Annotated in this window: 15 protein-coding genes; 3 read left to right on the top strand and 12 right to left on the bottom strand. The window is 30.0% G+C overall.

What is annotated here, in order from left to right:
• Positions 1-21: 21 nt before the first annotated feature.
• The 3 genes from metK to CRV03_RS11905 all read right to left on the bottom strand — a co-directional run bounded on the left by metK (position 22) and on the right by CRV03_RS11905 (position 3,967).
• On the bottom strand, positions 22-1,230 hold the full coding sequence (gene metK, locus CRV03_RS11915) for a methionine adenosyltransferase (protein WP_258239085.1): 1,209 nt from the start codon (positions 1,228-1,230) through the stop codon (positions 22-24).
• A gap of 96 nt (positions 1,231-1,326) precedes the next feature.
• Positions 1,327-3,129 (bottom strand): glutamine--fructose-6-phosphate transaminase (isomerizing), encoded by a 1,803-nt coding sequence (gene glmS, locus CRV03_RS11910; protein WP_129085372.1) that lies wholly within the window; start codon positions 3,127-3,129, stop codon positions 1,327-1,329.
• Between the two features lie 64 nt (positions 3,130-3,193).
• On the bottom strand, positions 3,194-3,967 hold the full coding sequence (locus CRV03_RS11905; RefSeq protein WP_129085371.1) for an inositol monophosphatase family protein: 774 nt from the start codon (positions 3,965-3,967) through the stop codon (positions 3,194-3,196).
• A gap of 78 nt (positions 3,968-4,045) precedes the next feature.
• Between CRV03_RS11905 and CRV03_RS11900 the strand changes: the two genes are divergently transcribed.
• Positions 4,046-4,633: a YkgJ family cysteine cluster protein gene (locus tag CRV03_RS11900; RefSeq protein WP_129085370.1), complete on the top strand. Its 588-nt coding sequence runs from the start codon at positions 4,046-4,048 to the stop codon at positions 4,631-4,633.
• Between the two features lie 56 nt (positions 4,634-4,689).
• Positions 4,690-6,120 (top strand): HD-GYP domain-containing protein, encoded by a 1,431-nt coding sequence (locus CRV03_RS14370; protein ID WP_129085369.1) that lies wholly within the window; start codon positions 4,690-4,692, stop codon positions 6,118-6,120.
• Between the two features lie 338 nt (positions 6,121-6,458).
• Here CRV03_RS14370 and groL read toward each other — a convergent pair whose 3' ends face one another.
• From groL to CRV03_RS11865, 6 genes are all read right to left on the bottom strand, one after another.
• Positions 6,459-8,096, bottom strand: a complete 1,638-nt coding sequence (gene groL / locus CRV03_RS11890; RefSeq protein WP_129085368.1) for a chaperonin GroEL — start codon at positions 8,094-8,096, stop codon at positions 6,459-6,461.
• Between the two features lies 1 nt (position 8,097).
• Positions 8,098-8,355, bottom strand: coding sequence for a co-chaperone GroES (gene groES, locus CRV03_RS11885; protein WP_129085367.1), 258 nt, complete (start codon positions 8,353-8,355; stop codon positions 8,098-8,100).
• Between the two features lie 118 nt (positions 8,356-8,473).
• Positions 8,474-9,337: a polyprenyl synthetase family protein gene (locus CRV03_RS11880; protein ID WP_129085366.1), complete on the bottom strand. Its 864-nt coding sequence runs from the start codon at positions 9,335-9,337 to the stop codon at positions 8,474-8,476.
• Positions 9,338-9,339: 2 nt separating this feature from the next.
• On the bottom strand, positions 9,340-9,663 hold the full coding sequence (locus CRV03_RS11875; RefSeq protein ID WP_129085365.1) for a YbaB/EbfC family nucleoid-associated protein: 324 nt from the start codon (positions 9,661-9,663) through the stop codon (positions 9,340-9,342).
• A complete protein-coding gene (panD, locus tag CRV03_RS11870; RefSeq protein ID WP_129085364.1) occupies positions 9,656-10,039 on the bottom strand; it encodes an aspartate 1-decarboxylase in 384 nt (127 codons plus the stop codon). Before panD ends, CRV03_RS11875 begins: the two co-directional genes overlap by 8 nt.
• Before the next feature lie 20 nt (positions 10,040-10,059).
• Positions 10,060-10,419 (bottom strand): ferredoxin, encoded by a 360-nt coding sequence (locus CRV03_RS11865; protein WP_129085363.1) that lies wholly within the window; start codon positions 10,417-10,419, stop codon positions 10,060-10,062.
• A 148-nt stretch (positions 10,420-10,567) separates the two neighbouring features.
• Between CRV03_RS11865 and CRV03_RS11860 the strand changes: the two genes are divergently transcribed.
• The gene (locus tag CRV03_RS11860; protein ID WP_129085362.1) at positions 10,568-11,098 is read left to right on the top strand and encodes a peptidylprolyl isomerase; all 531 of its coding nucleotides are present in this window, start codon (positions 10,568-10,570) and stop codon (positions 11,096-11,098) included.
• 13 nt (positions 11,099-11,111) lie between these two features.
• Here the strand turns inward: CRV03_RS11860 and CRV03_RS11855 are convergent, their stop codons facing one another.
• Genes CRV03_RS11855 through CRV03_RS11845 form a run of 3 tightly spaced genes read right to left on the bottom strand, consistent with a single transcriptional unit; the run spans position 11,112 to position 13,394 of the window.
• The gene (locus CRV03_RS11855; RefSeq protein WP_129085361.1) at positions 11,112-12,488 is read right to left on the bottom strand and encodes a response regulator; all 1,377 of its coding nucleotides are present in this window, start codon (positions 12,486-12,488) and stop codon (positions 11,112-11,114) included.
• Position 12,489: 1 nt separating this feature from the next.
• Positions 12,490-12,882, bottom strand: coding sequence for a response regulator transcription factor (locus CRV03_RS11850; protein ID WP_129085360.1), 393 nt, complete (start codon positions 12,880-12,882; stop codon positions 12,490-12,492).
• Positions 12,883-12,893: 11 nt separating this feature from the next.
• Positions 12,894-13,394, bottom strand: a complete 501-nt coding sequence (locus CRV03_RS11845; RefSeq protein ID WP_129085359.1) for a chemotaxis protein CheW — start codon at positions 13,392-13,394, stop codon at positions 12,894-12,896.
• Positions 13,395-13,572: the final 178 nt, after the last annotated feature.

Raw genomic sequence — 13,572 nt, 5'->3', positions numbered from 1 at the left:
TCCTTTTTAAAATTTATCTTTTTAAATATTTTTTAATTTCTCAACTTCGTCAAGTTTTTCCCAAGGATAATCACTTTGACCAACTTGTCCTCTTGAAGCTACATCAGCATAAAGGAAAGTTTTTTCACTTGGTTTATCTAAACCAAATTTTTCTGTAATCCATCTTGGAGTTAATGAGTACTCATCCATTACAATTTGAGACAGTTTATCATCATCAAATTTAGTATAAGTACCCATTGTATCAACTGCTACTGAAGTTGGTCTTGCAACTCCTATTGCATATGAAATTTGAACAATTGCTTTTTTAGCAAGTCCTGCTGCAACAATATTTTTTGCAATCCATCTAGCAGCATATAATCCAGATCTATCAACTTTTGTATAATCTTTTGAAGACTGAGCTCCACCACCAATAGGTGAATAACCACCAAAAGAGTCAACAATAAGTTTTCTTCCAGTTAATCCTGAATCATGTAATGAAGAGTGAGATACATATCTTCCTGTTGGATTAATATGAATAATAGTCTCATCTTTGTTATACATATCAGTTGGTAATCCAGTATCATCAATTAAACCTTGAATTAACTCTCTTACCTCTTCAATTGGCATACCATCTACTGATGGTGCACTTACAACAATTGTATGAATTTTTTGAGGTTTACAATTCTCAAAATTCTCTTTTGTACCATAATCAACAGTAACTTGAGTTTTAATATCAACTCCAAGTTTTTGATTATGTTTTAATGCATAGTTATATACTTTATCACAAAGCATTCTAGCATAAGTAATTGCTGCAGGCATTAAATCTGCCGTTTCATTTGAAGCGAAACCAAACATAATTCCTTGGTCACCTGCTCCAATATCACCTGTTTCTTGGTCAACACCCTGAGAAATATCAGGAGATTGTTGGTTTAATAAAACTTGTACTTCTACATCATCAGGATGAAGGCATTGCTCTTTTGTAAAAGCAGACTTACCGTCATAACCAATTTTTGCTAAAGCATCTTTTACTAGTGTTTCATATTCTTCTTGTGAAAGTTGGCATTTTGACTTAACCTCTCCACCAATAACAACGTGCTTACCAGCAACAAAAACTTCTGAAGCAACTCTTGAATTAGAGTCTTCAATAATAAGTTTGTCAACTATAGTATCAGCAATGATATCTGCACATTTGTCTGGGTGTCCTGGGCTTACAACTTCACTTGTAAATAAGTAGCTTGTTTTGTTTTCCATTTTTGTTTTCCTATTTTGTTTTCCATTTTTGTTTTCCATCAAATACATACTTATCTTTTATCTTTAAACTACACTAAAAAAATAAAAAATTAATATTTATTCAACAGTTACTGACTTAGCCAAGTTTCTTGGCATGTCAACATCGTTTCCTAATCGTATTGAGATCTCCATTGATAGAAGTTGCAATACAACTAACATTTCAAAAAACTCTAACATATAATGATCAGCTTTTTGAGTTTTTATAAAATCATCACTAAGTTCAAACTCTAAAGGAGAAATCGTACAAATAGTAGAATCTCTAGCACTTAACTCTTCAACATTAGATTTGATTTTGTCATATAATAAATTTTCAGGCATTAAAGCAATCGTGAATAACTCAGGATCTGCTAATGCGATTGGACCGTGTTTCATTTCACCTGCTGGATATCCTTCTGCATGTAAATATGAAATTTCTTTTAATTTTAAAGCACCTTCAAGTGCTAATGGGAAAAAGACATCTCGTCCTATAAAGAAAAAACCATGGCCATGAAGATATCGTTTTGATAATCTTCTTGTTTTTTCATGCATTTTATCACTTACAATAAGTGACTTTGGAACTTCTCTTAATGCATGAATCTCTTTTTGTAAAGTTTCTGATGAAATCTTATCATTTTGCTTAGCAAAATATAAAGAAAGCATCCATAAAACTACTGTTTGAGTAGAGAAGGCTTTTGTTGAAGCAACACCTTTTTCTATTCCTGCCCTTGTAAGAATAGTATTATCTGCAAGTCTAGTCATAGAAGAGTTATCAACATTACATACAACTAAAGTTTTAAGTCCTGCATTTTTTGCCATCTTTAAAGCTTCTAAGGTATCTGCGGTTTCACCACTTTGAGAGATAACTATAAATAGACTGTTTTTATTTAAAAGTGGTTCTTTATATCTAAACTCACTTGCAATAACAACATTACATCTAATTTTTGAAAGTCTTTCAAAAAGATATGAAGCTGTGATTCCCGCATGATATGAAGTTCCACATGCACAAATATTTATCTCTTCAATTCCTTCTAAAATAGAAGGGTCAAGCTCATCAAATAAAATCTCTTCATCTTGAATTCTTCCAAGCATACAATCACTTACAACATTGCTTTGCTCATAAATCTCTTTTTCCATAAAGAATCTAAAACCATCTTTTTGAGCAAACTGTTTTGAAGAAGGTAAAGAACTCCATAAGTAATCATCACTGAAAAACTCAATTCCCTTTGAAGTTGCAATTCCTCCAACTCCGTCTTCTAAATAAACAACATCATTTGCAAGTCCAATTAAAGGAGCATCTGAAGAAGCGAATAAAACTTCACCCTCTTCTTTGCCCTTTGCAATAATTAAGGGGCTTCCATGCTTAAAGAAAAATATTTTTTCAATATTTGCTTTTGTAATTAAAAGAATAGAAAAAGCACCTTCAAGTCTCTCAATAGTTTGATTAAAGGCTTTATCTTCATCATTACAAAGATTATAATAGTTTTCAAAAAGGTGAACTATTACTTCTGTATCTGTTTGAGATACAAACTTATGACCTTTTTCAAGAAGCTCATCTTTTATCTCTTTATAGTTTTCAATAATTCCATTATGAACTACATAAGAAAACTCACCTAAGTGAGGGTGAGCATTAAGTTCTGTTGGCTTTCCATGTGTTGCCCATCTTGTATGACCTATTCCTATTGAATATGTATCAAGATTTGCTTTTTCAACTTTCTCTTTTAAGTTTGATAATTTTCCTAAAGCTTTAAAAACATCTATTTTTTCTTTATTTAAAAGTGCAATTCCTGCAGAGTCATATCCTCTGTATTCAAGCTCTTTTAAACCATCTAATAAAATCTCAGTAGTATTTTGCTTTCCTATATATCCAACTATTCCACACATTATTTAATTGCCTTAAACCTTTTTAAAATCAGATATTTTATCTTAAAAGTTCTAAATTGTTACTTTATTGATTAAGTAGTGTTATTAACTCATCATGGATTAAACCATTTGAAGCCACTATATACTTATCTTCAAATAAAGTATATTTATCTCCACTTAGGTTAGTAAACTTACCACCAGCCTCTTCTAAGATAATAATTCCAGCACTTACATCCCAAGCTTTTAGATTCATTTCATAATAACCTTCATAAGTTCCACGTGCTATAAAGCATAAATCAATTGCCGCACTTCCAAGTCTTCTTATATCTTGACATCTTGGAAGAATTATTCTTATTTTTTCAATTACATCATTTAAATCATCTTGATTTGTACTATTACTATATGGAAATCCTGTAGCTAATAAAGATTTTTGAAAATCATTCTCTTTTGAAACTTCTAATTTTTTACCATTTAAAAAAGCACCTTCACCAACTTCTGCTTCATAAAGTTCATCTAATATTGGGTTATAAACTATTCCAATATATGGCTCTTTATCTTTATATACTCCAACTGAAATACAAGTATGAGGTACTTGATTTACAAAGTTAGTAGTCCCATCAATTGGGTCAACTATAATTGAATCTTTAAATTCAATATTTTTATTATCTGATTCCTCAGCAATAATATTAAAATCAGTAAACTCTTTTGAAAACTTCTCTTTTAAGAACTCTTCAACTGCCACATCATATTTAGTAACTAAATCTTTTTTTGCTTTAAAGTTCACTTCTTTATTTGAAGAATATCCATCTTTTAATATCTTTCCTGCTTCTTTTATGATTTCTATTAGTTTTTCTTTCATTTTATCTTCCATTAAAATAGTTTTAGGCATTTTAACAAAAATTTGTTACACTAAAATTAATATATTTTAAGAGGTTCTATGAAAAGCTTTATTCCTATTTCAAATAATAATTTTACTTTTGATTCATGTTCTAACTGTAATGCAAACTGTTGTGATGGAAGAAAAGGAACTATTTATTCTCAAGTTTTAAAAGAAGAGTTTGAAAAGACGTATAAAAACTTTCCTATATTATTTATCTTTGGTGAGCTTGGTTTTTGTAAGCCAGTTATACTTTTAACAAATGGAAAAGAGTTTTGCTTTTACCAACAAAATCATATGTGTAGCATCTATGAAGATAGACCAACTGTATGTAGAACATATCCCCTTAGCCCAAATTTGGATAATCAAATTTATATTGATATCACTTGCCCTGAAGTAAATAAAGGAAATAGCTTTTTGATAAAAAATGAAAATATTATTATGGACTCATATAAAAACTCTATTTTTGATAATTATCAAGATAAATATATAGAAACACATTTTGAATTTGAAACTCTTGATAAGAAAGATTTTGAACTAGCTATTACAATCAATGATGTAATCTTTTATAAATATATTGGAGATAATGACTCTTTATATATAAACCTACACAAAAAATCTTTAGATAACTTACAAAAGTACTTTTAGTCTACACAATAATTAAATAAAACTGTAATAAAATAGTAAGCTTAAAAGGAAGAAGAATGAATCAGTTTACTATTTATGACCTATTAAACTTAAAAACACGTACCTATATTTATTTGATGTCTTTGACTTCACTTGTTTTTTTACAAACTTTCTGTACAAATGTTTGCCCATTTATAGATGGCCTAAGACCTGAGCAACTTTTTAGAAACTTAGTTTTCATATTTATTGCTCACTTGATATATAGAGAAATTCTTTATTACTCATTTAGAAATCAAAGAAAAAACATTTCCCTACCTAGGCAAGCTTATTTTTTAAGTATGATTTCATGGGTACTTGCTGGATGTACTGCTTTTATACTACATGATACACTATATCCAGAGTTTCCTATTTCAAGTCACTTAAAAATATTTTCTAGTTATATCACACTTGGAGCAGCCATTCTTTCTCAAATAGAGTATATACTGTTTGAAAAAAGATATAAAGAGATTTCAAAAAACTCTAATTTTACTATTTTTAATGAAAAGATTTCTCAAAGAATTATTGAAACCTTTTTAATATTTACTATAGCACCTATTGCAACTTTATTATTAATAGTAAGAAGATTTAACCTTGATGGTGTAGTTGATATGCATGTTACTCTTGAAATGGTTTATATTGGTTTACTTATGATTATGTCAGCAATTGTACTTGCAATAGTTTTTGGAAGAGTTTTAAAAGAAGATACTAAAACAATTATGTCAAATATTAAAAATATAGAAAATGGAAACTATATAAATACAAAAGTAATAAATAGACCAGATGAACTTGGTGAAATTTCATATGCTATTAAAAATATGTCTTCATCAATAAATGAAGGCTTAAACAAAATAAATAATCTTAACGAAGAGATAATAAGTACACAAAAAGAAGTTGTTTATGCAATGGGTGAAATCGCTGAAACAAGAAGTAAAGAGACAGGAAATCACGTAAAAAGAGTTGCTGAATACTCTAAAATTCTAGCATTAAAATTAGGTTTACCAGAAAAAGAAGCTGAGCTTTTAAAACTTGCTAGCCCAATGCATGATATTGGAAAAGTTGGAATTCCAGACAATATACTAAATAAGCCTGGAAAATTAACAGTTGAAGAGTTTGAAGTTATGAAAACACATGCCCAATTAGGTTTTGATATGTTAAAACACTCTGATAAACCAATATTAAAAGCAGCAGCTATTGTTTCAAAAGAGCATCATGAAAAGTACAATGGAAAAGGTTATCCAAAAGGGCTAAAAGGTGAAGAGATACATATCTATGGAAGAATAACAGCAGTTGCAGATGTCTTTGATGCCTTAGGAAGTGATAGAGTCTATAAAAAGGCTTGGGATGATGAAAAAATATTTAATCTTTTTAAAGAAGAAACAGGAGAACACTTTTGTCCTAAAGTTATTGATGCCTTCTTTAGTAGTCTTGATGAAATATTTGAAATAAGAAAAAGGTTCAAAGATACATAAAAAACTACTCTATAAATTTATTTGTTTTTAAGTTTATTAGGAGCATAATTGTTATTAAGAAAACAATCTTGGAGGTGCAAATGACGAAGGATCTTCTATTTTAGTATTGTTAAAATTAAGACTTAAAAAATTTACTACAGAGTGAATTTTATAAATATGAGTTTTATTTATAAAGATAAGAAAGAGAGGGAAAAGGTTTGAAATCTTTTCCCTTTTTTTATGGGGAAATTTATAGACTTCAACTAGATTTCCTTACGGACACGGTGGTGCTAAAGCACATCACCTTAGTCTGCGAAAAGGATGAAAGCCAAACTATTGGCTTTCATTTATTCCTTTTCTTACATCATACCAGGCATTCCACCCATTCCACCCATGTCAGGCATAGCTGGAGCTGCTGGAGCATCAGCTTTAATATCAGTTACTGTAGCTTCAGTAGTTAAAAGTAAAGATGCAACTGATACAGCATTTTGCATTGCAACTCTTTCAACTTTAGCTGGGTCAACAATTCCTGCTTCGAACATATCAACATACTCACCAGTAGCAGCGTTGAATCCAAAGTTTTCATTGTCAGCTTTTTCAACTTCATTTACTACAACACCAGCATCAAATCCAGCATTTGTAGCAATTTGTTTCATAGGTGCTTTAATAGCTCTTAATACAATATCTGCACCAATTTGCTCATCACCATCTAATTCTAAAGATACTTTAGATGCAGCTCTAATTAAAGCAGCTCCACCACCGATTACAATACCTTCTTCAACAGCAGCTCTTGTTGCAGATAATGCATCATCAACTCTGTCTTTTTTCTCTTTCATTTCTGTTTCAGTAGCAGCACCTACTTTGATAACTGCAACACCACCAGAAAGTTTTGCAAGTCTTTCTTGTAATTTTTCTCTATCATAGTCAGAAGTTGTATTTTCAATTTCTGCTTTAATTTGGTTAACTCTTCCAGTTACTTTTTCAGTCTCACCAATACCATCTACAATAGTAGTGTTATCTTTATCAATAACAACTCTAGCAGCAGTTCCTAAGCAAGAGAAATCAGCAGTTTCAAGTTTCATTCCCATCTCTTCAGAAATAACTGTACCATTTGTTAATACAGCAATATCTTCTAACATAGCTTTTCTTCTATCACCAAAACCTGGAGCTTTAACAGCTGCAATATTTAAAGAACCTCTTAATCTATTTACAACTAATGTAGCTAATGCTTCACCATCTACATCTTCTGCAATAATTAATAATGGTCTACCAGCTTGGTTAACTGATTCTAAAATTGGTAACATCTCTTTTAAGTTAGAGATTTTTTTGTCATATAAAAGAATAAATGGGTTTTCCATTTCAGTAATCATTTTTTCAGAATTAGTTACAAAGTATGGTGATAAATAACCTCTATCAAACTGCATACCTTCAACAACATCTAGCTCATCAGAAATACCTTTTGCTTCTTCAACAGTAATAACACCATCTTTTCCAACTTTGTCCATTGCTTCAGCAATCATAGAACCAATAGCTTTGTCAGAGTTTGCTGAAATAGTAGCAACTTGCTCAATCTCAGTTTTATTTGCAACTTCTTTAGAAGAAGCTTTTAAATTAGCAAGAATTGCTTCAGCTGCTTTATCCATACCTCTTTTTAAAGTAATTGGGTTTGCACCAGCAGTTACATTTCTAAGACCTTCTTTAAAAATAGATTGTGCTAAAACTGTAGCAGTAGTTGTACCATCACCTGCTTCATCAGCAGTTTTTGAAGCAACTTCTTTTACAAGTTGTGCACCCATGTTTTCTAATGTATCATCAAGCTCGATTTCTCTTGCAACAGATACACCATCTTTTGTAATAGTTGGAGCACCAAATGATTTTTGTAAAAGTACATTTCTACCTCTTGGTCCCATTGTAACTTTTACTGCATCAGCTAACTTCTCAACACCTGTAAATAATCTATTTCTTGCATTGTCACTAAAAGTAATCTCTTTTGCCATCTTACATAACTCCTATAACGTTTTCAATATCTAATACTAAGTAATCTTCACCTTCTAATGAAAGTTCAGTTCCTCTAAATTGTTCAAATACGATAATGTCACCTTCTTTTAATTCTGATACTTCAGAACCAACAGCAACTACTTTTGCAGTATTTGGTTTTTCTTTTGCAGAATCAACTAGGATAATTCCGCTCGCAGTTTTTTCTTCAACTTCAGTTCTTTGAGCAAGAACTCTTTTTCCTAATGGTTTAAAATTCATTTAATTCTCCTATAAATTTTTTTAATTTAAAAATTTTAGCACTCAAAAATTTAGAGTGCCAAATTTTATAAAATTTTTGCTAATTTGTCAAGAGGTGTGAGTATATTTGACTAAAGCTTTATGAATTGTGCCTAAAAAGGTACTTTGTAAGTAGTTCATCTAAATTTTCTTTTAGATTTGTATCAAAAGTATTTAAAGTATTTTCACATTTTTTAGCTAATTTATCTGCTGCCTCTTTTGCACCTGCTAATCCTAAAAGATTTACAAAAGAGTTTTTTGCCTCATCATTTTGTGTAGTCTTTCCAGCTTCTTCTTCTGTTTGTGTTTCATCTATAATATCATCTTGAATTTGAAATAGTAATCCTAAATCAATTCCAAAGTTATATAATTTTTCTTGTGTTTCTAAATCATATTCGGCAATTATAGCACCCATTTTTAAACTTCCAGCAATAAGCTTAGCAGTTTTATTAGTATGCAAAAACTCTAACTGATCAAGTTCTAATCTTTTGTTTTCATAGAAACAATCAATTGCTTGCCCAATAATCATTCCATCAATTCCACCATCACTAGATAAAGTTTTGATTAACTCAACTTTTATGTCATTGTGTAAAGGTGCATTTGCTATTTTATTAAAACTTTCTGTATTTAAAGCATCTCCAACTAAGATTGCAGTTACTTCTCCATACTTTTTATGTAAAGTTTCAAAACCTCTTCTTAAATCTGCATCATCCATTGCTGGTAAATCATCATGGATTAAAGAGTAAGTATGAAGCATCTCTAAACCTAGAGCAACATCAAGTGAATTTGGAATAAGTAAAGATTTTTTTGAGTTAACTACACTAAGAAGTAACATTGGTCTAAATCTTTTACCCCCAGCTTGAAGCATATTTGCCAATGCTTCTTCAAAGTGGGGATGAAAAGTTTTAGATTTTGGAAGGTTTTCTAAAAGGTGATTTTCAAAAGTTTCTAATAGTTTATTCATATCTAAGATTTTTGTCCAAAAGAACCAAATCCACCCATCATATTCATTGCCATTGCTTTTTTATTTTCATCGCTTTGTTTTATTACATCATTCATACAAGAGATTAAAAGAATTTGTAAAGAGTCTTTATCATCTAGTAGTGAATCATCAATTTGTAAATCAATTACTTCTGAGTTTCCATTGATTGAGATTTCAACCATACCACCACCAGCTTTAGCAGTAAAGATTTTATTGGCATTATCTTCTTTAGCTTTATCAGCCATTTCTTGAACTTGCCCCATTACATCATTTAAGTTGATTTTACTTAAATCCATTCCATCAAACATGGTCACTTCCTACTAATTCATTTGTAACTGTGTCAATATTATTTTCATCATCAACAATTACTACTGTTGGCTTATAGTTTTCTAACTCTTCTTCAGAATATGAAGCATAAGAGATTACTATAATTTTGTCACCAATTTCTACTTTTCTAGCTGCTGCACCATTTAAGCACATATCTTTACTTCCAGCTTTCCCTTTAATAACATATGTAGCAAATCTTTCACCATTGTTTACATTTACAATTTCTACTTTTTGACCTACTCTAAGCTTTGAAGCTTTCATTAAATCTTCATCAATTGTAATTGACCCAACATAGTTAAGATTTGCATCTGTAACAGTTGCCCTATGTATTTTACTATACAGCATATCAAATGTCATTTTGTCTTTTCCCTTTTACTCTATTGAGCTAAATTTATAGGTTCTCCCCAGAACTGTTCTGGGATTAAATATTCCGCTACAGGATTACCACCTATAATATGTTCATCTACTATTTTATCTAGTTTTTCCTTAGATAGATTACTATACATATAGTGCCCTGGCTCTACCATCATTACTGGTCCCATTTGACATCTACCTAGACATGAAGTTCTAATTGCTTGAACTGGTCCCATAACACCTTTTTGCATTAATGTTTGAGCAAGATGATTAAACAAATCTTGAGTTTGTTCATTTACACATGAAGGCTTAGGCATTCCAGGAGGTGCACTTTGTTCACATTTAAATATGTAGAACGTTGGTTGAGGCATCTGAGGCATCATATTTAATCCTTTTAAACCTATTTATAATTATTTGCTTGAATTTTAACAAATATTTATTAAAGTCATCTAAAGCATAAGTTTTAATAATGTTTTAAATCTTCAAAGAATATACTATTTGCCACATAAAATTACTAAAGGATAAGGTTAAATGAAAAAGATATTTCTTTTTTTATTTTCACTTGTGTTGTTTTTAGAAGCAAATAATCCAATTGCTACAATTAAAACTTCTCAAGGTGATATTAAAGTAGAGCTTAGAGCTGATTTAGCACCTAAAGCTGTTGAAAACTTTGTAAAACACTCAAAAGATGGATACTATAATGGAACAATCTTCCATAGAGTTATTAAAAACTTTATGATTCAAGGGGGAGACCCAACAGGAACAGGAAGAGGTGGAGAATCAATTTGGGGAAAACCATTTAAAGATGAATTCTCACCAAAAGCTCTTTTTGATAAAACTGGTGTTTTAGCAATGGCTAATGCAGGACCAAATACAAATGGAAGTCAATTTTTTATTACTACTGTTCCAACTTATTGGTTAAATGGTAGACACACTATTTTTGGATATGTAAAAGAAGGAATGGATGTGGTTAAAAAAATAGAGAATGTACCAACATCAGGAAGATATCAAGGGAATAAACCTTTAAGTGAACAAAAAATTATCTCTATTGAAATAAAATAGATTTTTAGGAAGCTTACGAGCTTCCAAAAATTCTAACTAAAACATCTTTTGGAGCTATGTTTAAAAGCTCTTTTTCTAATCTATCAACCTTTTTAGCTTCAGCTTTTGCCTTTTCTTTCCAGTATGAAAGTTTTTGAGAAACTGCTTCTGCATTTTCTACATTTTCAACTTTTTCTCTTAAAGCACTTAGTTCTTCTTCTAAATCATCAATTTCAATTTCAAAGTTAACTTTTATTTGTTTACACTCTTTTTCATGTTCACTTTCAATATTTTCAAGTTTGGTATGAAGCATTTTATTTTCTATCTTCATATCAGAGTTTTCTTTATTAACTTTTTTTACTAAGTTATGCTTCTCTTCTATAGAATTAGCTTCATTTCTAAGTCTTTTATACTCTTGCTTTAGCTTTTTGTTTTCTACTCTATATTTCTCTACAGTATAAACATATTGGTCTTTATCTGCTTTTGCAGCTTTAACCTCTTTTTTAAGGTTTTCAATCTCATAGATTAGTTTATTAATCTCATGTTGTAACTCAGCACTAGCTTCTTTACCTTTTATAAAGATTTCACCCTTATCTTTAATCAAGTGACTTTGTACTTCTCTTCTTTTTATTGCCTCTTGAGTTTCATCTTTTTGAATCATTAATGAACCAATAAACTCACCAGCGTCATTTAGTACAGCTACAACAGAAGTATTTGAAATATAGTATGTTCCATCTTTTTTAAGATTTTTTATTCTATCTTCAAACTGCTTGTCAACAGGAACTACTTTTTTGATTTTTTCATAGATTTTTTTATCAGTTTCTGGATGTCTTATTGTATCAATATCTTTACCAACTAATTCATCTTTATCAAAACCTGTAATCTCACAAAATAGTTCATTTACATGCTTTATTTTAAAGTCACTATCTGTTCTTATGACAATATTATTATTGTACATGATATCTTTATATTTTTTAAGCTCTTTAGTTTGTTGAGCTATTAAAAAATCTTGATATTTCATTAATGCAAGTTCATTAAGAACAGTCATTAATTTTCTTATATCAATTGGTTTTGTTATATACTCAAAAACTTTTAATTTTATGGCTTCACTTAAAAACTCATTATCAGAATATGCAGTTGCAAAAAGAATAGAGATATCCTTATCTGTTTCTCTTATTTTTTTTACCATCTCTATTCCACTTAGATTTGGCATATTAATATCGGCAATGATTACATCAATATCATCTTTTCTTTGCTCATAAAGTTCTAAACCTTCTTTACCATCTTTAGCAGAAAAAACATTTTGAAAGAAGTTTGATAAAAGTGATACTATCTCACTTCTAACACTTTCATCATCTTCTACGTATAGAATAGTGAGTCTTTTTAAAAGGTTCTTATCAACACTAGGCATATTAGTTACTTCTATCCAAAGATACAATTAAATTAATAAACTTAATAAAATCAAAAGGCTTTAATAAATAATCATTTACTCCAAGCTCTTTTGCTTTGTTTATGTACTCTAATTCAGTATGTGCTGACATTACTATGATTGGAAGATTTATATCTTTTTGTTTTAACTCTTCAATCATTTCAAGACCATTCATAACTGGCATATTAATATCTGTTATAATCATTGATAAATCAGGGTTCTTTTCTACTAATTCAAGCGCTTCTTCACCATTTTTTGCAGTAAGATAATTTGTATCTAGTTTATCTAAAGTATCAGATATAATCTCGATTAAATCATCTTCATCTTCTACAAAAAGAAGCTTCATCGCCCTAAGTTTTTCAATTTTTTCTTGCATTTAAAGCCTTGTTATTTTAGTTCTTCTTTGTCAACTACTGATTCAACATCCATAATTACTAACATTTGATTATTTTCTAGTCTTACAAAACCTTTTAAGTATTTTGAAGGGATTGCAGAACCCATATCAGAAACAGGAGCTAAAGATGAGATATCAATTCTTTGTACATCATCAACTTTATCAACAACTAGTCCAATCATTCTTTTATCTTCAGTAATTACTGCAATTACAGCTGTACTATCATTGTAAATTGCTTCACCAGTTTTAAACTTAATTCTAATATCTAAAATTGGTACAACTTCACCTCTTAAGTTGATTAAACCTTTTACCCAAGTTTTTGTATTTGGTAGTGTTGTAATTAACTCAGGGTAAGTTAAAATCTCTCTTATTTTTGGCAGTTCAATTGCATACTTCATTTTTCCTAATTCAAATGTCATATACTCACTTGTATTTGCATAATTTACAATTTCTTCTTCGTTGTTATTTGTGTTGTTTGTTGTATTATTTTCCATTTTTATTACCTTCCTTCTTCTTTATTCCACTGAGCATATAAAGCTTCAGCATCAGCTATTTCTTCTCTTGATGGTTTTCTTCTACAAGATAAAAACCCTTTTGTTCCATCACAACTCTCAAATGGATATACTGTTGCAAACACCCAGTAGTATCCTCCTGTTTTTGTTGCATTTTTTA

This window comes from Arcobacter sp. F155, assembly GCF_004116455.1.
In the GTDB taxonomy this organism is placed as follows: Bacteria; Campylobacterota; Campylobacteria; order Campylobacterales; family Arcobacteraceae; genus Halarcobacter.
Note: the sequence above shows the minus strand (reverse complement) of the source record. Positions and strands in the feature narration are given on the sequence as shown.